Genomic DNA, 18,977 nt, shown 5'->3' with positions numbered 1-18,977 from the left:
CGGGTTTTTTTTCGCCTGGAGAAAACAAATGGCTGACACCGACGTACAAGGGATGCTCGTCCGCATCGAGGCGACTACTGCCCAGTTGCGTCAGGAAATGGCGCGAGCGGATTCAACCGTCGGGCAAGCGTCTGGGAAAATAGACAAGAGCCTCGGTCGCGTTGATGCCGCATTTGATCGCGCTGGGTCTAGTGCTCAGGAGGCTGGCGGGCTCATCAAGAGCGCCATGGCTTTGGCTGTCGGTGCGGTGTCGGTAGGCACCATCATAAAAACCGCCGACTCCTACTCGCAAATGTCGGATCGCCTTGGAATGGCGACCAGCAGTGTCAGCGAGTACAACCAGGTTCAAGACCGCCTCCTCGATACGGCGAAGCGCACCTATCGCCCCCTTGCTGAAGCACAAGAACTGTACATCCGCACATCGGATAGCCTTAAGTCGATGGGCTACAACACCAGCCAGGCGCTGGATGTTATGGACAGTTTCAGCTTCCTTTTGGTGACCAACTCTGCATCAGCAGATAAGGCTAGCTCGGCCATCGATGCTTATTCGAAGGCACTCCAGACTGGCAAGGTAGAGGCCGATGGATGGCAGGCAATTCTTGCGGCCATGCCTACTGTCGTGGACACCATTGCCAAGTCTACCGGGAAGACTTCTGAAGAGATCCGCAGCCTTGGCGCTCAGGGAAAACTGAGTCTCGACATATTGACGGAGGGACTTCAGAAGTCTGCCGGTGCTAACGGCCTGTTGGCCGATAGCATGGGTGTTGCGGTGCGCGATGCGCTCCAGAATCTGGAAAACTCATTCACGGTATACATCGGCAAGCTGAACGAAACCACGGATGGCACAGGTTTGCTGGCGAAGGGTATCAGCGTACTTGGTGACAATTTCGAAACCCTCGCGGATATCGCAGGCGTTGTTGCTGTCGGTGCTCTTGCTGGATACGGTCGCCAGCTTGCCGGCTCTGCTGCGGCGTCGCTGGTGGCGACCAAGAATGCCATATCCGAAGCAATCGCCAGAAAGGCTCAGGCATCGGCCGTTTTACTTGCCGCCCAGGCGGAGCAGCAAAAAGCCCAAACGACAGTATTTTTGGCTGAAAAAGAAGCTGTCGCCGCCCGAGGCACAGCAGTTCAAACACAAATGTCGTTGCAGCTCGCGGAAGCCAGAATGGTTGAGTCCCGCGCTACGGCTGCCGCCGCTACTGCGCAAGCCGCCGCTGGACGTGCGTCGTTTAGCCTGGCGGGCGTCCTAGGTGGTCCACTTGGCATTGCGGTTCTGGCCATTGGTGTTGCTACTGCTTTCCTGACGCTTCGCGATAACACCAGTACGCTGGAGAAAAAACTAGGAGATCTCGCAGACCCAATTGACAAGATCGCTGAGCGATTTTTGAAATTGAATCGCGCTACTCAGTCCGTAACTTTGCGCGAGCTTGAGTCGAAAATAGAGGATATGCAGTCCAAGCTCGGGCAAATGTCTGGCGCAATCGCTGATAAGTTCGAAAGCGATCTCCGAGGGATGGGTGCCGCTGGCGCGGATGGCCTCATGGCTGGCTTAACGCCGTTGCCGGCTCAAGCGCAGCAGGCCCTGGACCTTGTTCGCCAAGCATCCAAAGATCAGGCGGCCGGTATCACGGTTGACTGGAAACTAGTTGCTGATCAGTTGCGCACTATACCTGGCGTTACTGAATCGATGGCTGTTGCCATTGAGAAGAGCCAGATCCCTGTCACCGATCTAAGTGCGGCTCTCGACGACCAGCGTGCCAAGCTTAATCAGCTAACCGGCGCAACCGATGCCAACACTCGATCGGAGCTGGAGAATGCCGCAGCAAAGGCTGCTGCTGCACAGGTTGGGCAGAAGTATCTGGAGCAGTTGCAGAAGCAACTCGGTGCTGCTCAGGACAAAACCAGTCTTGAAGCCGCCAACCGCTTTATTGCGGAAAACACCGATCTGACCGAAGACATGGTTGTGGCGATCCGCTCAGCGGCCGCCGCAAAGGATGCGCAGAAAGCCAAGGATGACGCGGCTGCAAAGGCGCTGAGGAAGAATACGACCGAGTCAGAGTCTGCCGCGAAGCAGCAGCTCAAATCCTTCGATACTGCCGAGGAAGGCTACAAGCGCCAGATCGATCTGATCAACACCACCGGCAACAAGCAGAACGAAGCCACGGAGGTGATGAAGCTGTCCTTCGAACTCCAGGAGGGCAAGCTCGGCAAGCTGAGCGAGGCGCAAAAGAAAAAACTCCAGGGCATGGCCGCTGAGCTGGATGCGCTGAACAAGCTGAAGAAGGCCAACGAAGATGACCTGAAGCTGACGGCATTCAAGAATGCTCAGGCGCTGACTACCCAAACTTCCAAGGATGGGTTTGACCAGGAACTGGCCGGAATCGGTATGGGCGATAAAGCCCGTGACCGCATGCGGGCTGACCTGGCGCTACGGCAGAAGTACGCCGCCGACGTTAAAGAGTTGGTGAAGCAGAACAACAGCGGTGAGATATCGCCAGAGCTATACAAGAGCGAGACGGCAACACTCAAAAGTGAATACGACAAGCGCTTGCAACACCAGCAGGACTTCTACGCGGCCACAGATGAGCAGCAAACTAACTGGATGAGCGGTGTCCATGAGGCGTGGGCGAACTACGCCGACGCGGCTCGGGACTACTCGACGCAGGCTGCTGACCTTACCAATACAGCGTTGCAAGAAGGTACCAGCGGCCTCGGCACGTTCTTCTCTGACGTGGCCAGCGGTGCCCAGGACGCGGACGACGCACTGGGCGATATGGTCGGCAACTTCGCCAAGTCGATGCTGAACGCGCTGAGTGATATAGCCGCCCAATGGCTGATCTACCAGGGTGTACAGCTGTTGGTGGGTAAGACCACCCAGGCAAGCGCCGCCGGCACCCTCGGCGCCAATGCGCAAGCCATGTCCCTGACGGCGGGACTCAACGCCTACGCCGCTACCGCCGGCATCCCGATCATTGGCCCAGCAGCAGCTCCGGCGGCAATGGCAACTGCAATGGCTGTCACCGGTCCCCTGGCATCAGCGGTGGGCATGACCGCGCTGGCGGGTATGGCGCACGACGGTATCGATTCGGTTCCCGAAGACGGCAGTTGGTTCCTGCAAAAGGGCGAGCGGGTTACCACGGCTCAAACCAGCGCTAAGCTGGATGCAATGCTGTCGAGGATCGACAACGGCCTGAGCGGTTCGCAGCCCCAGGCCCAGATAGGCGTGGGCAGCTTGGAGTCTGCCGGCGACGGGCGCGCAGCAATGGTTGGTTCTGGCAGGGAGGCGGGAGGATCAACTGGTGGACCAACCCAAATTGTCTATAGCCCCCAGGTAACAGTTCAGGCTCAGCCAGGTATGACGGATCAGGAAGCAGCACGCCAAGGTCAGGCGATGTCGTCCGGGCTGGAGACGCAGTTCGGTAAATTTCTTGATCGTGAAATGGGCCAGGGTGGCCGGCTGTGGAGGCGTTGATGGCAGAGACATTTACTTTTGATGTTGAGGTCGGCGCCGATGGTGATGTCAGCCAGCGCACTTGGGAAAACGAGTTTGGCGACGGGCTGGTCCAGGCTGGGGGAATTGGCATCAATACCAAAAGCCAAGTCTGGAACTTGGTGCATACCGGTGAGGATCTGCCGGGAGAGGAGCTTCCCGAGCTGATCGCTTTCTTGGATCGGCATGAAGGCTACAAGGCTTTCCGCTTTGCCCCGCCAGGCGAACCGGAAGGCTGGTATAGCGTCAATGGATACAAGAAGAAAACCCTCGGCGCTGAGATTTATACGGTCACCTTTACCGCAAAGCAGGTATTCAAACCCCGACCATAACCCTTACCTGACCCCGCCAAGTGCGGGGTTTCTTGTTTCTGGGGCTCTATGAACTACAACACCGATCTTCAAAAGCTCGAGCCTGGTAACCAGATCAGGCTGTACGAGCTGGACGCTACGCGCATGGGCGGCTCGCTCTGGCGGTTCCACGGCCATGCCCACGAGGGCGACATCATATGGCAGGGGCAGCTCTACTCGCCGCTCCAGATCGAGGCCAAGGGCTTCGACATCCGCGGTGATGGGCGCCCGGCCACACCAACGCTGCAGGTGGATGATGAGCTCGGCGGCGTGCGCGGGGCGATCACTGCCCTGTGCTTCCAGTTCCGCGATCTGGCCGGCGCCCGGGTCAAGGTGATCGAGACGTTCCGCCACTTCCTGGACGCCGCGAATTTCCCTGACGGTAACCCGGAAGCCAGCGACCAGTCGAAAACGAACCTCTGGTTTATCGAGCAGAAGACTGAGGCGCTGCCCAGCATCTCGGTCACGTTCTCGCTGTCCAGCCCCACGGATATGGAAGGGCAGATGCTGCCCTCCCAGCAGATTACCAAGCTCTGCCGCTGGGCCTGCCGGGGCGGCTACCGGCAAGAGGCCTGCGCCTACACCGGCGCCGCGATGTTCGACAAAAAGAACCAGCCCACGGATAACCCGGCCCTGGATCGCTGTGGTGGTTGGTGGAGCAGCTGCAAACTTCGCGGCAACACGCGGCGCTTCGGCGGGTCCATGGGCGCAAGCCTTATTGCAAGTTCGAGGTAGCCATGCGAATCAATCAAAAACTGCAGGATGAGATCCGCGCGCACGCTGAGCAGGTGTATCCGGCCGAGGCTTGCGGGGTGGTCATCAAGTCCGCCGCCGGCCGTGAGTACGTGCCTTGCGTAAACTTGGCTACCACGCCGCGCGAACACTTCCAGATCGACCATAAGGACATGGCCCGGGCGGAAGATCGAGGCGAGGTTCTTGCGATCATCCATAGCCACCCCGACAAGGCGCCGGCGCCGAGCATGGCCGACCGCGTCAGTTGCGAGTTGCACGAATTGCCCTGGGGCATTGTCGGCTGGCCCGGCGGTGACTTCGAGTGGTTCAAGCCTTCGGGCTTCCAGGCGCCGCTGCTGGGCCGAGACTTCTCCCATGGACTGCTTGACTGCTGGGCCGCGTGCCGCGACTGGTACGCGCGCGAGGCGGGCCTGGAGTTGCCAAACTTCGAGCGCTCCGACCTGTGGTGGGAGCAGAAAGACGGCCCAAGCCTCTACGAGGACAACTTCGCGGCGACTGGTTTCTACCAGGTAAACGAGGCGAAGCGCGGCGACATGCTGGTGTTGCAGATCCCCACGCCAGGCCGGGAGTGCTATTTCCCGAATCACGCAGTGATTTACCTGGGCGATGAGCCGTCGCTGATCAGCGAATCGGCGCCGAAACTTGGTGGCTCCGGCCCGTTCATTTACCACCACATGCCTGGCCGCCTGGCTGTCCGTGAAATCTACGGTTGGTCGATGGCGAACCGCGTGAAATTGATCCTCCGGCACAAGGACTACCGCCCATGACCATGCGTACCATCAAGCTCGGCGGCGTGCTGGGCAAGAAGTTTGGCAAGCAGTATACCCTGGACGTTCACAGCTTCCGTGATGCCATGGCGGCGCTGTGCATGATGAAGCCGGGCTTCGAGAAGTACCTGCGCACCGCCGAAGAGCGCGGCCTTGTGTTCGCCGTGTTCGTCGATGAGCGCAATCTGGGCGAGCAGGAGCTTGACCTTGTGGGCCGAGGTGAGGGCGACATCCGCATTCAGCCGATTATCCAGGGCAGCAAACAGGCGGGCATGTTTCAGACTCTGCTCGGCGTGGTGCTGATCGTGGCCGGCCTGTTTACTGGTGGTACCACCTCAACTCTTGGGATGGGCCTTCTCGCCGCCGGCGCCGCTGTTGGCCTGGGCGGCGTTGTGCAAATGCTGTCGCCGACCACCAAGGCCACTGCCGATGGCCAGAACGACGACGGCAACAACCCGAGCTACGGCTTCGGCGCGGCGGTGACGACTATTGCCCAGGGCAACCCATACCCACTGCTTTACGGCGAGCGCGAGATCGGCGGCGCGGTCGAGTCTGGCGGGATCTACACCCAAGACAACATCTGATTCAGTCACCACAACTAACCCGCTTCGGCGGGTTTTTGCATTCTGGAGGGCGCATGAGCGCAGTAGCAAAGAAGGCGCGCCGGGCAGCACCTCGTAAGCGCCGGGCCGTGATTGGCGGAAAGGGCGGCGAGGCCAAACAGAAGCAGCCAAGCATCGCCTCCAATAGCGTGCCGTCGATCTCCACCGTGCGAATCACCTACCTGTGGAGTTGGGGCCCTATTGTTGGCCTGGTCGACGACTTGCGCTCAGTCAAGCTCAACGGCACCCCCGTGAAGGCTGCGGACGGCACGATCAACTATCCCAGCGTGAAGTGGCAATTCCGTTCTGGTGAGCTGAATCAGGAGCGCCTGGAGGGAATACAGGAATCCAGTAACGAGATCGACGTCAAGAAGGAGTTGATCTACGGAACGCCTTGGCTGCACACCATCACCAACTCGATGAGCGATGCCGTGCGCATCCGCCTGAGTTGGCCAACACTTCGCCGTCAGGACGCCGCCGGCAACATCAATGGCGTGCATATCGATTACGCCGTGGACATATCCACCGACAACGGCCCCTACGTTGAAGTGCTGGTATCGGCCGTAGATCGCAAGAACATCACGGAGTACGAGCGGGCGCACCGCCTGGAGTTGCCCACCGGCAACCGCTGGACTATTCGTGTTCGCCGCCTGACCCCAAACGCTAACTCCGATTTGGTCGTAGATCAGATGATCGTCAAGGCAATTGCCGAGGTGGTCGACAGCGATCAGGAATACCCGCTCACCGCCGTCAGTTGTCTTGAGTACGACGCCCAGACTTTCGGCGGAGATATAGCCAAGATCGCCGTCCTCATGCGTGGCCGCATTATTCGTGTGCCGAGCAACTACGACGCGACAACCCGCACCTACGCAACGTCGGGCACCGGCACAAGCAACGGCATTTGGGACGGCACCTTCAAGGAGGCCTACACCAACAACCCGGCGTGGATCTTCTACGATCTGGTGCTGCACCCGTACTACGGGCTCGGCGACCGGATCGACGCGACAATGGTTGATCGCTGGTCGCTCTATCGCATCGCGCAGTACTGCGACCAAATGGTTCCGGATGGGAAGGGGGGCATGGAGCCGCGCTTCACCTGCAACCTCTATTTCCAGAAGCAGGCCGAAGCCTACGCCGTGCTTCAGGACCTGGCGTCAATATTCCATGGCCTGGCCTACTGGGACGGCAGCCAGATCGTGGTCAATGCCGATATGCCCGGCGACCCGGTGTACACGTACAACCAGACGCAGATCCTGAGCAATGGCGCTATCAAGTACGAAGGCACCCGCGCTCGCGATCGGCACACGCTCTACATGGTGTCCTGGGACAATCCGGATCAGGGCTTTGAAACCGACAAGGAGCCGGTGTTTGATGATGAGGCTATGGTCGAGCTTGGCGGAATCGTGCGCGACACCTCCATCGACGCCATCGGCTGCACATCCCTGGGTCAGGCGCAGCGCGCTGGGCAGTGGGCGGCGCTGACCGAAAAGCTGCAGACCCAGGGCGGTGTGTTTCGGGTCGGGCTCGACGGTGATATTCCAAAGCCTGGCCAGGTCATCGCGGTAGCCGACCCTATGCTGGTTGGCCGGAACAACGGCGGCCGGATAGCTGCGGCCGCTGGACGGGTGGTTACGCTCGATCGCGATACCGTGGTGCCGGTCGGCGCGCGGCTGATGGTCAACCTGCCTAGCGGCAAGTCCGAAGGGCGGGTGGTGAAGTCGGTTGCTGGGCGCGACGTCACAGTGATGGCCGAATTCAGCGAGCAGCCCCAGGCTGAGTGTGGCTGGATATTGGACTACGAAGACCTCAAGCTGATGCAGTTCTACGTCCGCAACGTCACGCGGCCGGAATGGCACCAGTTCCAGTTTGAAGTTATTCAGCACGACCCGAGCAAGTTTGAAGCAATCGACAACGGAGCCGTGGTGGACCCTCGGCCAATCACCGGAATTCCCGTGGGCAGTCAGGACGCTCCGGCCCGGGTGATGCTCAGCCAGCACGTTGTCGTCGAGCAGGGGATTGCGGTCACCGTCATGTCCATCGCGTGGGACGCGGCGCCGAACGCTGTGGCTTATGACGTTGAATGGAAGTGGGGCGCGCGCGAATGGGTCACTGTGCCGCGCACCGCCGAGCAGATGGTCGACGTGCGCGGCATTTACTCAGGCCAATACATGGCCAGGGTGCGGGCGGTGAGCGCGCTCAATGTGTCCTCGATCCCGACCACGTCGGCACTGACCAACCTGGAAGGGAAGGTCGGCCTGCCGCCGGCGGTAGCGTTCTTGACCACCACTAGCGAGCTGTTCGGCATCGGCATAAAGTGGGGCTTTCCCGCCGGCGCCGAGGACACGCAGCGCACCGAGCTATGGTACGGCCCGGCCAATGATTTGTCGGTGGCTACCAAGCTGGCCGACCTGGCGTACCCACAGGCCGATTACCGCATGCAGCAACTGTTGGCTGGCGCGACGCTGTTCTTCTGGGCGCGCCTGGTGGACCGCACCGGCAACATCGGGCCGTTCTACCCGGTTGTGAATGGGGTGATTGGGCAGGCCAGTTCTGATGCTGGGCCTTTGCTCGAAATTCTTACCGGAAAGGTCACCAAGACGCAGCTTGGCGAGGATGTGATCAGCGAGTTGGACGGCCTCCAAGATCAAATTGACGGTCTTGACGGGCTTGGTGGTTACATCTCCACCCAGATTTACCTGAAAGGCCAGATGGTGGTAGATGCTGACCGCATATACCAGGCCAAGGTGACTGTGCCGGTTAACAACCCGCCGCCGAATGCCACGTACTGGCTTGACGTTGGTCAATCGGTCGAAACGGTAAACGGCTTGGCGCAGCAGGTCGGCACCAACACCACCGATATCACCAGGATCGACGGCGTGGTCACGGCGCAGGCCAGCACTACCAATGCTTTGCGCGCCTCTGCGCGCGACGATAGTGGTAGCGGTGCGAAGGCTGATGCTCTCAAGGGCTGGTCAAGTACTTCCGCCATTGTCGAGGAAGGCAAGGTCAGGGCAACCGCGATTGAGGCTGAGGCGACGAAGACCACGCAACTGCAAGCAACGGTGGGTCAGAACACCTCTGCCATTCAGGAGACTGTTTCTGCGCTAGCCAACACCAACGGCCAGTTGTCGACCCTGTGGTCGGTGAAGATGGAAACCACGACCGGCGGCCAGAAGTACGCGGCAGCGTTCGGCCTTGGCCTGCAGGTTGATCCATCCGGCGTGTCGTCGCAGTTCGTGGTAAGGGCCGACACGTTCATGTTGTTGAACCTGAACAATGGCACTCCGGTGTCGCCGTTCTCGGTGTCCGGCGGCCAGACGTTTGTCGCTTCGGCGTTTATCCAAGACGGCACAATCACCAACGCCAAGATCGGCGAGTACATCAGCTCTACGAACTACATCGCTGGTCAGCAGGGGTGGATTCTCAAAAAGGACGGTACGTTTGAAATCAACGGAATTGCCCCGGGGCAGGGGCGATCAATAATGACGAATCGGTCGCTCAGATTTTGGGATAACAACAATGTGAAGCGCATACAGCTAGGAGATCAAACCGAATGAGTTCTGGATTACGGCTATGGTCATCGAACGGAACTCTCGAGTTTGATACCAGTTTTTCCACGTATAGAATCGTGCTTTCCGTGCTGGTCTCTTATGCTGGGGCGCCGAGGAGTCAAAAAGAATTTTCTGTTCCTGGGTGCACCCCAAGTAATTCAATTTGCTTCTTGCTGCCAATTAACAATGACACTTCTCAGGTTACCAACAACAGGCAGCTTGAGTGTCAAATTGGACAAGAGGTTGCTTATGTTCGAAACTACCTTGCATCTAACCCTGGTGACTCGTACTCACAGGCGACTATGCGATTAATGGTCGCGAGGTGGTCTTGATGAAATATGGTCTATCAGTTGTCAATGATTCAGGCGTGGTGTCTCTTGACTCGGAATACGCCAGACTTTGCGTGTTTCACAAGAGTGCTTATACCGCGAACGTAGCCGTCACGTTTCAGAACGCTGTAACTACTCAAGAGCCTCCGCTTGTTTTTATACGACCTTTGAATAACGGGTCATTTATACAGCTGGGCGTTATCTTAGGCGGTTCCGCTGGAGCTTGGAGCAGCGCCACTGTTGTTTCGGGACAAGCTCACTCTGGCGATATCTTTGTGGCGGCATTTTCCTCAACACCTATAACGTCCTATGGCTTCCGTATGTGGGATGCAGAATCTAAGCAGATATTTGATTCAGGCACACAGGCCGTAATTTTTACGCGCTCAGTTCAAAACTGGACTTATACACATACAACCTATAGCTCTCAGGGTTTACCGACCAATTGGTATTCGATTACGATGGACTACGCTCTTGGCGATTATCTCATGATAAACAATGCAAGAATGCCAATGATGGGAGCAAATAACGAGTCCCGCGGTACGGGACTTAGATACGATTTTGCATCGTCCGTTTTGAGATTAAGTGTTACAACAGTTTCAAATCCGTTTTACCTATTGCTCCAGGCCGTATTTGGTAAGATTGCTACATAATACGCAACGCTTATATCTATTTGATTCGCTATGCCGCGCTAAGCGGATTTTTTTATTGTCTGGAGAAAAACATGGTTTGGCAAAGGGCTGGAACAGTTGCGGTTCAAAATGGCAGCACCACTGTTGTAGGCACAAATGTAGATTTCGCCGCTAGCAGCAGGAATGGAGATTCATTCGTTGGTCCCGACGGTGCGACATACGAGGTAGCCAACGTCGCGAGCTCTACAGTAATCTCGATCCTCCCGGCCTACAAAGGGCCGACAGTAACCGGCGCCGCTTATGCCATCATGCCTGTACAGGGCTATGACAAGATGCTGTCGGATGCCTTCAACTCCCTGAATAATCAGTTCGGTCCGAAGCTTGCGGCGCTGGGCACTACCGGAAACTATGACATCCTGCCGTTTGCGAAGGGCGGTACCGGCTCATCTAATCAGACTGATGCGCGACTTGCTCTTGGTCTTGGCGCAGTTTCAACCGAGAACATATTGCCAGTCTCCAAAGGTGGTACGGGTAGCAATACACAGTCAGGAGCTCGCGCCGCTCTTGGGCTTGGAAATGCCGCAATTGCAAATATTTCAGGCTCTATGGATAGCGGGTCTATTATTGAGCGCGGATCAAATGCTAATGGAGAATTTACAAAATTTGCAGACGGTACTCTGTTCTGCTGGGGAGTAGTAGATAAATCAGGGATAAGCATTGCCAGCCCAAACGGCGCAGTTTTTAACTCGATTCTCCAAGGTATTGGCCCGACAGCGGCCACCTTTGTAGGCACCCCGTCTATTTTGCTATCTGCGGTGACTGCCGATGCAACAATATGGATAGGTACTCCATCCATTGGCACAGGAAACTTCTATTTCTTCTCAACTACAGCAGGGACTAGAAACTGCGCCGTCGTATATACAGTTACCGGAAGATGGAAAGTATGAAAATTACATTCAGCCCGCAACGACGAGACGATTCAGTCACTTACCAGAAGGAGGGAGAAACGATTATAGTTGACGGTGAAGCGTTCGACTTTTCCCAGGTTGAAGAGGGAGACGTGCTTCCGCGAGACGCCATTCAGTCGGAGTGGTTTTCGGGTGACGTGACTCGCTCGAACGGCAATCTTGAAATAGGCCTGATATTGCCGAACCCCTGGAACTACAGCCAGGAGCAAGCATTTCCAGCACCTCTCACCATCACCCAAAACGGCCTGATCGAACTCCCAAAGCCTTTGCCTATTGTTCAGAAGGAACAAGTCAGTGAGTAATATCGATTGGTCAAAACTGCGCAAGGCAGCAAGTATCAAGACAGAGAACGAGTCCGCGCGGCTGGCTCCGTTGATCGCGCTTGAAACTCAGTGGGTTGAGGCCGAGCGCCGCTTTGTAGGCGAGTTGCTGGAAGCTATCGAAGATGGCGAAACGGTCCAGGGGACAGATCGTCAATGGCGCGACTACCGCACTCAGTTGCGCGCGTGGAAGCTAGGCGCCGAAGGATATCCCGAACCCGGGCTGCGTCCGGTTAGGCCGAGCTGATAGCCGATACGAAAACCAACACCCGCCACGAGCGGGTATTTTTTTGCCTGGAGAAAAGCAATGGCCCGACTTTCCGAATCACTCGCCGGCGGCCGTAACGCGTTGGCGTTCCTCGACATGCTCGCCTGGTCCGAGGGCACCAGCACATCTCCGGCCACTGCCATGGATGGTTACGACGTGATCGTCACCGGCGCCGATCGTAAGCCCGAGGTCTTCAAGGACTTCACAGATCACCCGTTCGCCAATGGGCGCGCGTCGAAGGTCATCAACAGCAAGGGGCTGACGTCCAATGCTTCCGGGCGATACCAGCAGATGCTGAAGGACTGGCCGCACTACAAGGCTCTGCTCAAGCTGCCTGACTTCAGCCCGATCAGCCAAGACCTTCTGGCGCTGCAGCACATCCGCGAGTGCCGGGCTTTGCCTGATGTGGTGGCCGGGCGGATCGAAACGGCTATCGCGAAGTGCCGGAACATCTGGGCCAGCCTGCCCGGCGCTGGATACGGGCAGCGCGAACACCGCCTGGAGGATCTGCTGAAGCAGTACCTGCTGGCGGGCGGGGTGATGTCGTGACGCCCGGGCAGATCCTGGCCGCGATCCTGCTGGCGATGGTCATCGGCTTTGGCGGCGCCTGGCAGGTGCAGGACTGGCGCATGGGCAAGAAGCTCTCCGAGCAGGCCGGCCTGCACAAGGATGACCTGGCGGCGATCACCCGCGCGGCCGACGCCCAAGCCCGCGCCGAGACCGACAAGCGCCTGGCCCTGGAGCAGCAGCTCGCCGGCCAGGACCAACAACACACCAGGGAATTATCCGATGCCCAACGCAACCAGGCTGTTCTGCGCGATCGCCTTGCCACTTCTGATGTCCGGCTGTCAGTCCTTCTCGACGCCGCGGATTCAGCCAGTGGCTGCAACGTGCCTGCCACCCCCGGCACCGCCGGCGTGGTTCATGGAGCCGCGCGCGCCCAACTTGACCCAGCGCATGCTCAACGAATTCTCGCCATCACCGGTGACGGGGACCAAGGACTGATTGCGCTGCGGGCGTGCCAGGCATATGTCAGGACGATCGCGCCTGATTCCGCTCCATCAGCAACCGCTGGTTCTCCCTGAACAGGTGGTCACGCTGTTCGACAACGGCCATCAGGCCATTTATGCGACGGCCCATTTCTGAGGTTTCTTGATTGAGCCTGCCCGCGTCAGCAAGAGCCTTTTTAAGCGCGGTCTCGGCAATGGCTTTACCGGTGGCAAGCTCGTCGTTCATTTGCACCAGGCCCCGGACGTTATCCCGGGCCTTGCGCAGTTGTAGATGAAGCGCGGCGATCTCGTCTTCGAGCAACGCCGCGTGATGTTTGTACATTTCCAGGGGCGATGGGAGGTCAAGCCACTCGCAGGTGTCTTCGTCGATATGCATGGTGGGTAAATCAAAATACTGTATGGGTGTACAGTAATCGAGGTTTGATCGTTGCGCGATTTGAGGCGACGAGCTGTAGCTGGTTTTGGTTTGGTGTTCGGTCGGCAGGACGCCGGGGGAGGGCAACCACTGTAGGAATATACAACGCTAAGTTATTGATTCTTATAGCGCGAATTAGCGATTTTTAGCCAAGCTAAAAATGGTTCTTTTCCTTTATAGATCATGCGCTTACGGATATTTCATGGTCACATTGACATGGTGGGGGTCGTTGGTTCGAGTCCAATCGCGCCTACCAAACAAAATCCGCTCTGCTGGGCGGTCTAGAAGGGCTCACCGAAAGGTGGGCCCTTTTTTGTGTGCGCCTGAAATTTGCGCGCAGTTTCGCCACGCCCCGTTCGCGGCGGACGGTGAAGCGGGCGATCAGAAGAAAAGCTGAGCCACCGCTAGCAGACAGATGATCTGGACGAGCATCTGGCCGAGAATTTCGCCATTGAACGTTTCCATATGCGTTTGTCCGGCGTACATAGTGGCTAGCCTCTTTGTCGGCAATATTGCCCTGAACGATGCACAGAACGTGCGGTTGCATTGTTGAGTGTAGTGGCTGAATGAGAATCTTCACGCCGGGCCGACACAAGGCGATCACCCCCCCCCACGGTTTGTCGGTCTGCAGCGACAATTCTCCCGCCTTGGAAAAAAACACTCGAAACACGTCGCCCCGCCCTGGGCGCTGCCGCTGTAGCGCCGTGGATGCGTCGCGTGAGCGCTGTTGGCGTTTACAAGCGTCGAGGTGATCCGTAGATTGCCTCGAGTCTATTTTTGTCGTCGCCTGCGAGGAAGCCACACCGTGCCCATCCCCGGTTCAGCCGTATTTGCCCAGCGTTATCGCGCCTTCCTGTTCGATATGGATGGCACCTTGCTCAACTCCATTGCGGCTGCCGAACGGGTGTGGAGTATCTGGGCTGAACGTCATGGCCTGGATGTGGCGGCGTTCCTGACCACCATTCATGGCGCACGGGCGATCGATACGATCAGGCGTCAGGCGTTGCCTGGGGTCGATCCTGAGGCTGAGGCGCAATGGATCACCGAGGCTGAGCTGAATGATGTCGAGGGTGTGGTGGCGATTCCCGGCGCCGTTGCGTTCTTGAATGATGTGCCCAGCGATCAATGGGCGTTGGTGACGTCCGCTCCCAGGGAGTTGGCGCTGCGGCGCCTGCAGGCGGCGGGCATCAGTCCGCCGGCGGTGTGGGTGACGGCCGAGGATGTCGCCAACGGCAAGCCGGATCCCGCCTGCTATAGGCTGGGTGCGCAACGTCTGGGTGTCGCGGCCCAGGACTGCCTGGTATTCGAAGATGCGACGGTGGGGATCCGAGCGGGGGAGGCGGCGGGCGCGGATGTGATGGTCGTGACCTCGACGCACCTGACACCCATGGTGACTGCGCATGCCTGGATTGACGGGTATGAGCAGTTTCAGGTGCGGCGCGACGCTGAAGGCCTGCTGCGCGTCGAGCGCCGAATGGAGTGAGAGGAAAAGGGTGCGTTCTATCGGCCGTGGCCTTCTTCACACGTGCCTGGGGCGCCGGGCGTGTGCAAAGGATAATTTTTCACGCCCTGGCGCGACAGCACCATCTCTCTGAGTATCTCATTGGCAAGTCGGGCAATCGCTTCTTCGCCGCGATAGTGCGCGCGCACGATGCCGGTGATTGCGAAGTGGTCGGTGTTCGGGCCGCTGAGAATGGCTGAGAGGGTGCCGTCAGCATGTAATGTGCAGACGACCTTATAGCTGGGCAAGCGCGATGCCAGTGCAGATTCGATTTGGGATTTGCTCAGGGTGTCCATCTGTTTCAACGCCTTTCAGCCGACCGTGCAAGGCCAAGCATAGGTGCTGCTGCAGGGCTGTAAATACCGGCGATCTGATAGCCAGGCATCAGCCGTCAGCGGGTAGTTCTCCGGTGTTCGCCGGGAGCTGCGCGCTGGCACATTTTGCGCTGGACGGTTTTCTGGATCGGCTTGAGGCAGAACACAAACAGGTAGCCGCCGAGCAACAGCGTCAAGTCCAGCCACGACGGCACATCGGTGACGTAGATGTCTTTGATTTCGAACCTCAAGCCGCATTCCAATCCCGCAAAGACGAGCCCGATGAACAGGGCGATCATCCAGGAGCGGGCGGCAAAAGGTCGCTTCGTGCTAGGCCTCATCGATGTGCTCCTGAGTGCACTCGTATGGCGGAAGAGGTTCTCACGAGGTTCGGCTGCAAATCATGTAACAAGTTCCGGGCGTAATGACAGTTTCATCTTTTTAGCGACGATGAAAGGACTGGATACGCTGAACGCGAAAAGAACGCGAGCAGGCCAATAGGGTTTTCGCCAGCCGTGACCGTGAACGAAAAGGCTGGCTACTGAAGGCGCTTCAAGGCGTCTGGTTTTTGTCCGGCGCCGTCAGGCCGGCCTGGATGCGCTGGTAGATTTCCTCGCGATGCACGGCAACATCCTTCGGTGCATTGATGCCGATTCGTACTTGCTGGCCGCTGACGCCCAGGATGGTGATCGTAATGTCATCACCGATGTTTATGCTTTCACCAACTTTACGGGTGAGTATCAGCATGGACTTCTCCTTGATTACTTTTAAGGACACATGTTTCAGACAGGGCAGGTGTCGGATGTGTGTAGCTTACTGCTAAGCGCTTCCCTGTGACTGCCTCTTTTAGGACGCATAGAGGCGACATTAATTCCCATGGCGTCATCATACAGGTCTGCGATACATGATTCGCATTGTTTAACCCAACGTTTATGACGGCCAGAATAGACAGTGGATGATAAAGTTGCCTCTTTATCCTTAAAGGAGCAGGGCAGTGCGTAAAGTAGCGATGGCAATGGCGGTGTTGGCATTGGCCGGTTGCGGTGAAGGCAAGCGTGTCGAAGAGCCCAGGGCCAAGCCCGCCGTGACTGAAAGCCAGCCGCAAACCGGTGCGATTGCCGCTCAGGAGTGGGACCTGCGCGTGGGCCCGCCGGATCACAAGCTGCAGGCGATCACCGACCTGACCGCCTGGTTGCTGGAGCATGGTTTCAATTTTTATATCGTGAAGGAAGACGGCAAGGATGTGGTGCTGTTGGGGCCATTCCAAACCAGGGCCGAGGCTGAAGCCAAGCAGGCCTTGCTGACGGAAAAACTTGCCCGTGCCAAGAAAAACGACACCGAGTCGCAGATCATCGAACACAAGGTCGCGCAGTAACCGGCCGATTGGGCGGGAAAATACCGATTTTTCCCGCTCGGTTTCAGTTGCAGGCTTTCAGATTCACCGGGCCGACGAACTCGTTGCCGCGCCCCATCACGCAGGCTACCGTCTGATTGCGTTGGCGCTCCCAGGTCTGCACCGGATAGGTCTTGTTCCAGGCTTCGTACAGTTGGCGATCCTGTTTCGACAGGCGCAAGCCGTATTGTTTACTCATGTAAAAATACGTCCGTGCGATCATCCCGCGAATGGACGGACGCGGCATCACCTTTTTGGCCTTGAAGTCGACCTGGGTCAGGCATGAACCGTACTGCCCGCTTTGCACCGGCAGCCAGCCAAAACTGAAGTTGTTCCGGTCGCCATTGACCTCGCCGATGCTCGGCACGAGGTTGTGCAGGTCGGCTTCGGCGCGTTTGAACACGTCGTCATACCGCGTACAGTTCTTGCGCCCGCCATTCTGCCAGCACTGGCGCTGATGCCCGATCTGCCAGGCCGGCACGATATGTTCCCACTCGATGCGCGCGGCGCGGCTGGCGTTTTTGCGTGGGATGTAGCCGCAGGCTTTCAGGTCTACGCGGTTGCCCGTGTATTTGCAGCCGCAATAGAACTCGGTGGATTGTGGTGCGTAGAGCTTCCAGGCGATTTTCTTGGCTTCGCTGAACGTTCGGGGCGCTTGGGCGTGGGCGGCGATGGCAAAAAACAGGCACAAAAACACAGCAGTAAAACGGACACTCATTGAATCAATCTTCCTTCGGCACAACCCAGAAAATCTGCACGCCACCGTCGTCCCGGTAGGCGAGTGTGACGTTGTCGTTCTCCGCAATTTCCTCCAGCAGACGTTGCCATTCGTCCTCCGGTTCATCCGGCAGGCGGAAGATCAAGGCTGCCTTGGCTTTCTGGGCGTTGGTCGAATTGATGATCTTTTGCACACGAAGGGCCAGGCGTTCGTAAGCATCAGGCGGGGTTGGCGCTGCGGAAGAGGACTTTGCCACGGAGTATTCCTTAGTAAGCTGTACGTGCATACAGTATTTAACTGTAGGCGATTTCGCAACTGCTTAAAATTCAACAAGCTCGTCTGACAGCGATTCAAGCGAATTGATGTAGGGCGGGGAGATATGTAGCGAGGGTTTTGCGGGGAAGCAGGGGCGGGCGAATCCGCCCCTGCACAGGTGTTACCAGGAATCAGTATTCCCAGAACATCCGTTGCAGCTCTTTGCTGTCCTGGGTCTTGGTCAGGCCAACCATTGCCAGAATCCGCGCTTTCTGCGGGTTCAGGTCGTGGGCAGCCACCCAGTCGTACTTGTCGTCAGGCTGTTCGGCGTTGCGCAGCACGAAACCGCCGGCATTCACGTGGGACGAGCGAATGATCTGTACGCCTTGCTTGCGCAGTTCCAGCAGGGCCGGGACGACCTTGGAGGACACCGAACCGTTGCCGGTGCCTGCAAAGATGATGGCTTTGGCGCCGGCCTGGGCCAGGGCTTTGGCGGCAGTGTCGCTTACGTTGCCGTAGCCGTAGGCAATTTCGACGTCGGGCAGGCTCTTGATGGTCTTGATGTCGAACTCGGAGTCCACGGTGTGACGCTTGGCCGGCAGGCGGAACCAGTAGGATTTGCCTTCAACCACCATGCCCAACGGGCCCCATGGGCTCTTGAACGCTTCGGTCTTGATGTTGACCATCTTGCTCACGTCGCGACCCGACTGGATCTCGTCGTTCATGGTCACCAGCACGCCCTTGCCGCGGGCATCCTTGCTGCCAGCGACGGCGACGGCGTTGTACAGGTTGAGCATGCCGTCTGCCGACATGGCGGTACCTGGGCGCATCGAGCCGACAACAATGATGGGTTTGTCGGTTTTTTCCACCAGGTTCAGGAAGTAAGCGGTTTCTTCCAGGGTATCGGTGCCGTGGGTGATCACGATGCCGTCGACGTCCTTGCTGTCAGCCAGTTCGGCGACGCGGCGACCCAGTTGCAGCAGGTTTTCGTTATTGATGCTTTCGGAGGCAATTTGCATGACTTGCTCGCCGCGCACATTGGCGATCTGGCTAAGCTCGGGAACACCGGCGATCAATTGCTCGATGCCGACTTTGGCTGCCTGGTAGGTGGCGCTGTTAGCGGTGCTGGCGCCAGCGCCGGCAATGGTGCCGCCGGTGGCGAGGATCACCACGTTGGAGAGTTTGGCTTTGGTTTCGACTTCTTTTGCCTGAGCGGCAACGGGGAACAGCAGCAGGAGGGCGAGTGCGCCCGGAACAAAGGTCTTCAGTGCAGATTTCATTATTTTTCTCTCTGGTTTTTGATGAGTGCGGTAGCAAGTTCATCTAGAGCGCTCGGGCGGTTCT

21 protein-coding genes are annotated in these 18,977 nt (G+C 57.9%); 14 read left to right on the top strand and 7 right to left on the bottom strand.

Annotated features, from left to right (window positions below; genetic code table 11):
• Nucleotides 1-28 precede the first annotated feature (28 nt).
• From RGV59_RS26105 to RGV59_RS26050, 12 genes are all read left to right on the top strand, one after another.
• On the top strand, nt 29-3,472 hold the full coding sequence (locus tag RGV59_RS26105; RefSeq protein ID WP_322247078.1) for a phage tail tape measure protein: 3,444 nt from the start codon (nt 29-31) through the stop codon (nt 3,470-3,472).
• Nucleotides 3,472-3,822: a phage tail protein gene (locus RGV59_RS26100; protein WP_322247077.1), complete on the top strand. Its 351-nt coding sequence runs from the start codon at nt 3,472-3,474 to the stop codon at nt 3,820-3,822. The genes RGV59_RS26105 and RGV59_RS26100 overlap by 1 nt, the downstream gene beginning before the upstream one ends.
• Nucleotides 3,823-3,870: 48 nt before the next feature.
• On the top strand, nt 3,871-4,575 hold the full coding sequence (locus RGV59_RS26095; protein WP_322247076.1) for a phage minor tail protein L: 705 nt from the start codon (nt 3,871-3,873) through the stop codon (nt 4,573-4,575).
• A 2-nt stretch (nt 4,576-4,577) separates the two neighbouring features.
• Nucleotides 4,578-5,360, top strand: coding sequence for a C40 family peptidase (locus RGV59_RS26090; RefSeq protein WP_322247075.1), 783 nt, complete (start codon nt 4,578-4,580; stop codon nt 5,358-5,360).
• Nucleotides 5,357-5,944 (top strand): tail assembly protein, encoded by a 588-nt coding sequence (locus RGV59_RS26085; protein ID WP_322247074.1) that lies wholly within the window; start codon nt 5,357-5,359, stop codon nt 5,942-5,944. Before RGV59_RS26090 ends, RGV59_RS26085 begins: the two co-directional genes overlap by 4 nt.
• A gap of 53 nt (nt 5,945-5,997) precedes the next feature.
• Nucleotides 5,998-9,519, top strand: coding sequence for a phage tail protein (locus RGV59_RS26080; RefSeq protein ID WP_322247073.1), 3,522 nt, complete (start codon nt 5,998-6,000; stop codon nt 9,517-9,519).
• Nucleotides 9,520-9,844: 325 nt separating this feature from the next.
• Nucleotides 9,845-10,492 (top strand): hypothetical protein, encoded by a 648-nt coding sequence (locus tag RGV59_RS26075; RefSeq protein WP_322247072.1) that lies wholly within the window; start codon nt 9,845-9,847, stop codon nt 10,490-10,492.
• 20 nt (nt 10,493-10,512) lie between these two features.
• Nucleotides 10,513-11,418: a hypothetical protein gene (locus tag RGV59_RS26070; protein WP_322247071.1), complete on the top strand. Its 906-nt coding sequence runs from the start codon at nt 10,513-10,515 to the stop codon at nt 11,416-11,418.
• On the top strand, nt 11,415-11,741 hold the full coding sequence (locus RGV59_RS26065) for a hypothetical protein (protein ID WP_322247070.1): 327 nt from the start codon (nt 11,415-11,417) through the stop codon (nt 11,739-11,741). The genes RGV59_RS26070 and RGV59_RS26065 overlap by 4 nt, the downstream gene beginning before the upstream one ends.
• Nucleotides 11,734-12,006 (top strand): hypothetical protein, encoded by a 273-nt coding sequence (locus tag RGV59_RS26060; RefSeq protein WP_322247069.1) that lies wholly within the window; start codon nt 11,734-11,736, stop codon nt 12,004-12,006. Before RGV59_RS26065 ends, RGV59_RS26060 begins: the two co-directional genes overlap by 8 nt.
• A 60-nt stretch (nt 12,007-12,066) precedes the next feature.
• Complete coding sequence (locus tag RGV59_RS26055; protein WP_322247068.1) at nt 12,067-12,576, top strand: glycoside hydrolase family 104 protein; 510 nt, start codon at nt 12,067-12,069, stop codon at nt 12,574-12,576.
• Nucleotides 12,573-13,112, top strand: a complete 540-nt coding sequence (locus tag RGV59_RS26050) for a lysis system i-spanin subunit Rz (RefSeq protein ID WP_322247067.1) — start codon at nt 12,573-12,575, stop codon at nt 13,110-13,112. The genes RGV59_RS26055 and RGV59_RS26050 overlap by 4 nt, the downstream gene beginning before the upstream one ends.
• On the opposite strand, the gene RGV59_RS26045 is transcribed toward RGV59_RS26050, so the two are convergent.
• Nucleotides 13,060-13,413: a hypothetical protein gene (locus RGV59_RS26045; RefSeq protein ID WP_322247066.1), complete on the bottom strand. Its 354-nt coding sequence runs from the start codon at nt 13,411-13,413 to the stop codon at nt 13,060-13,062. The two genes, RGV59_RS26050 and RGV59_RS26045, sit on opposite strands and share 53 nt — an antisense overlap.
• Nucleotides 13,414-14,257: 844 nt before the next feature.
• Between RGV59_RS26045 and RGV59_RS26040 the strand changes: the two genes are divergently transcribed.
• Nucleotides 14,258-14,935 carry an HAD family hydrolase gene (locus tag RGV59_RS26040; protein ID WP_017847685.1) on the top strand — a complete coding sequence of 226 codons (678 nt, stop codon included), beginning with the start codon at nt 14,258-14,260 and terminating at the stop codon, nt 14,933-14,935.
• 17 nt (nt 14,936-14,952) lie between these two features.
• Here the strand turns inward: RGV59_RS26040 and RGV59_RS26035 are convergent, their stop codons facing one another.
• The 3 genes from RGV59_RS26035 to csrA form a co-directional block, all read right to left on the bottom strand.
• Nucleotides 14,953-15,249, bottom strand: coding sequence for a hypothetical protein (locus tag RGV59_RS26035; protein ID WP_017847684.1), 297 nt, complete (start codon nt 15,247-15,249; stop codon nt 14,953-14,955).
• A 95-nt stretch (nt 15,250-15,344) separates the two neighbouring features.
• Nucleotides 15,345-15,608 carry a hypothetical protein gene (locus RGV59_RS26030; protein ID WP_017847683.1) on the bottom strand — a complete coding sequence of 88 codons (264 nt, stop codon included), beginning with the start codon at nt 15,606-15,608 and terminating at the stop codon, nt 15,345-15,347.
• A 211-nt stretch (nt 15,609-15,819) separates the two neighbouring features.
• Nucleotides 15,820-16,014 (bottom strand): carbon storage regulator CsrA, encoded by a 195-nt coding sequence (csrA, locus tag RGV59_RS26025; protein WP_003192511.1) that lies wholly within the window; start codon nt 16,012-16,014, stop codon nt 15,820-15,822.
• 247 nt (nt 16,015-16,261) lie between these two features.
• On the opposite strand from csrA, the gene RGV59_RS26020 reads away from it, so the two are divergent.
• Nucleotides 16,262-16,642: a hypothetical protein gene (locus RGV59_RS26020; protein ID WP_026140121.1), complete on the top strand. Its 381-nt coding sequence runs from the start codon at nt 16,262-16,264 to the stop codon at nt 16,640-16,642.
• Between the two features lie 43 nt (nt 16,643-16,685).
• On the opposite strand, the gene RGV59_RS26015 is transcribed toward RGV59_RS26020, so the two are convergent.
• The 3 genes from RGV59_RS26015 to RGV59_RS26005 all read right to left on the bottom strand — a co-directional run bounded on the left by RGV59_RS26015 (nt 16,686) and on the right by RGV59_RS26005 (nt 18,913).
• Nucleotides 16,686-17,378, bottom strand: coding sequence for an endonuclease (locus tag RGV59_RS26015; protein ID WP_057005677.1), 693 nt, complete (start codon nt 17,376-17,378; stop codon nt 16,686-16,688).
• A gap of 4 nt (nt 17,379-17,382) precedes the next feature.
• The gene (locus RGV59_RS26010) at nt 17,383-17,634 is read right to left on the bottom strand and encodes a DUF1654 domain-containing protein (protein ID WP_017847680.1); all 252 of its coding nucleotides are present in this window, start codon (nt 17,632-17,634) and stop codon (nt 17,383-17,385) included.
• Between the two features lie 190 nt (nt 17,635-17,824).
• Nucleotides 17,825-18,913: an asparaginase gene (locus tag RGV59_RS26005; RefSeq protein ID WP_126586345.1), complete on the bottom strand. Its 1,089-nt coding sequence runs from the start codon at nt 18,911-18,913 to the stop codon at nt 17,825-17,827.
• Nucleotides 18,914-18,977 lie beyond the last annotated feature (64 nt).

The sequence above is a fragment of the Pseudomonas sp. FG1 genome (genome assembly GCF_034313875.1).
In the GTDB taxonomy this organism is placed as follows: Bacteria; Pseudomonadota; Gammaproteobacteria; order Pseudomonadales; family Pseudomonadaceae; genus Aquipseudomonas; species Aquipseudomonas veronii.
Note: the sequence above shows the minus strand (reverse complement) of the source record. Positions and strands in the feature narration are given on the sequence as shown.

Bases quoted from the DNA above. Each gene is read 5' to 3' on its own strand.
- RGV59_RS26105 (WP_322247078.1), top strand. From the start codon at position 29: ATGGCTGACACCGACGTACAAGGGATGCTCGTCCGCATCGAGGCGACT.
- RGV59_RS26100 (WP_322247077.1), top strand. From the start codon at position 3,472: ATGGCAGAGACATTTACTTTTGATGTTGAGGTCGGCGCCGATGGTGAT.
- RGV59_RS26095 (WP_322247076.1), top strand. From the start codon at position 3,871: ATGAACTACAACACCGATCTTCAAAAGCTCGAGCCTGGTAACCAGATC.
- RGV59_RS26090 (WP_322247075.1), top strand. From the start codon at position 4,578: ATGCGAATCAATCAAAAACTGCAGGATGAGATCCGCGCGCACGCTGAG.
- RGV59_RS26085 (WP_322247074.1), top strand. From the start codon at position 5,357: ATGACCATGCGTACCATCAAGCTCGGCGGCGTGCTGGGCAAGAAGTTT.
- RGV59_RS26080 (WP_322247073.1), top strand. From the start codon at position 5,998: ATGAGCGCAGTAGCAAAGAAGGCGCGCCGGGCAGCACCTCGTAAGCGC.
- RGV59_RS26075 (WP_322247072.1), top strand. From the start codon at position 9,845: ATGAAATATGGTCTATCAGTTGTCAATGATTCAGGCGTGGTGTCTCTT.
- RGV59_RS26065 (WP_322247070.1), top strand. From the start codon at position 11,415: ATGAAAATTACATTCAGCCCGCAACGACGAGACGATTCAGTCACTTAC.
- RGV59_RS26055 (WP_322247068.1), top strand. From the start codon at position 12,067: ATGGCCCGACTTTCCGAATCACTCGCCGGCGGCCGTAACGCGTTGGCG.
- RGV59_RS26045 (WP_322247066.1), bottom strand. From the start codon at position 13,413: ATGCATATCGACGAAGACACCTGCGAGTGGCTTGACCTCCCATCGCCC.
- RGV59_RS26035 (WP_017847684.1), bottom strand. From the start codon at position 15,249: ATGGACACCCTGAGCAAATCCCAAATCGAATCTGCACTGGCATCGCGC.
- RGV59_RS26030 (WP_017847683.1), bottom strand. From the start codon at position 15,608: ATGAGGCCTAGCACGAAGCGACCTTTTGCCGCCCGCTCCTGGATGATC.
- csrA (WP_003192511.1), bottom strand. From the start codon at position 16,014: ATGCTGATACTCACCCGTAAAGTTGGTGAAAGCATAAACATCGGTGAT.
- RGV59_RS26015 (WP_057005677.1), bottom strand. From the start codon at position 17,378: ATGAGTGTCCGTTTTACTGCTGTGTTTTTGTGCCTGTTTTTTGCCATC.
- RGV59_RS26005 (WP_126586345.1), bottom strand. From the start codon at position 18,913: ATGAAATCTGCACTGAAGACCTTTGTTCCGGGCGCACTCGCCCTCCTG.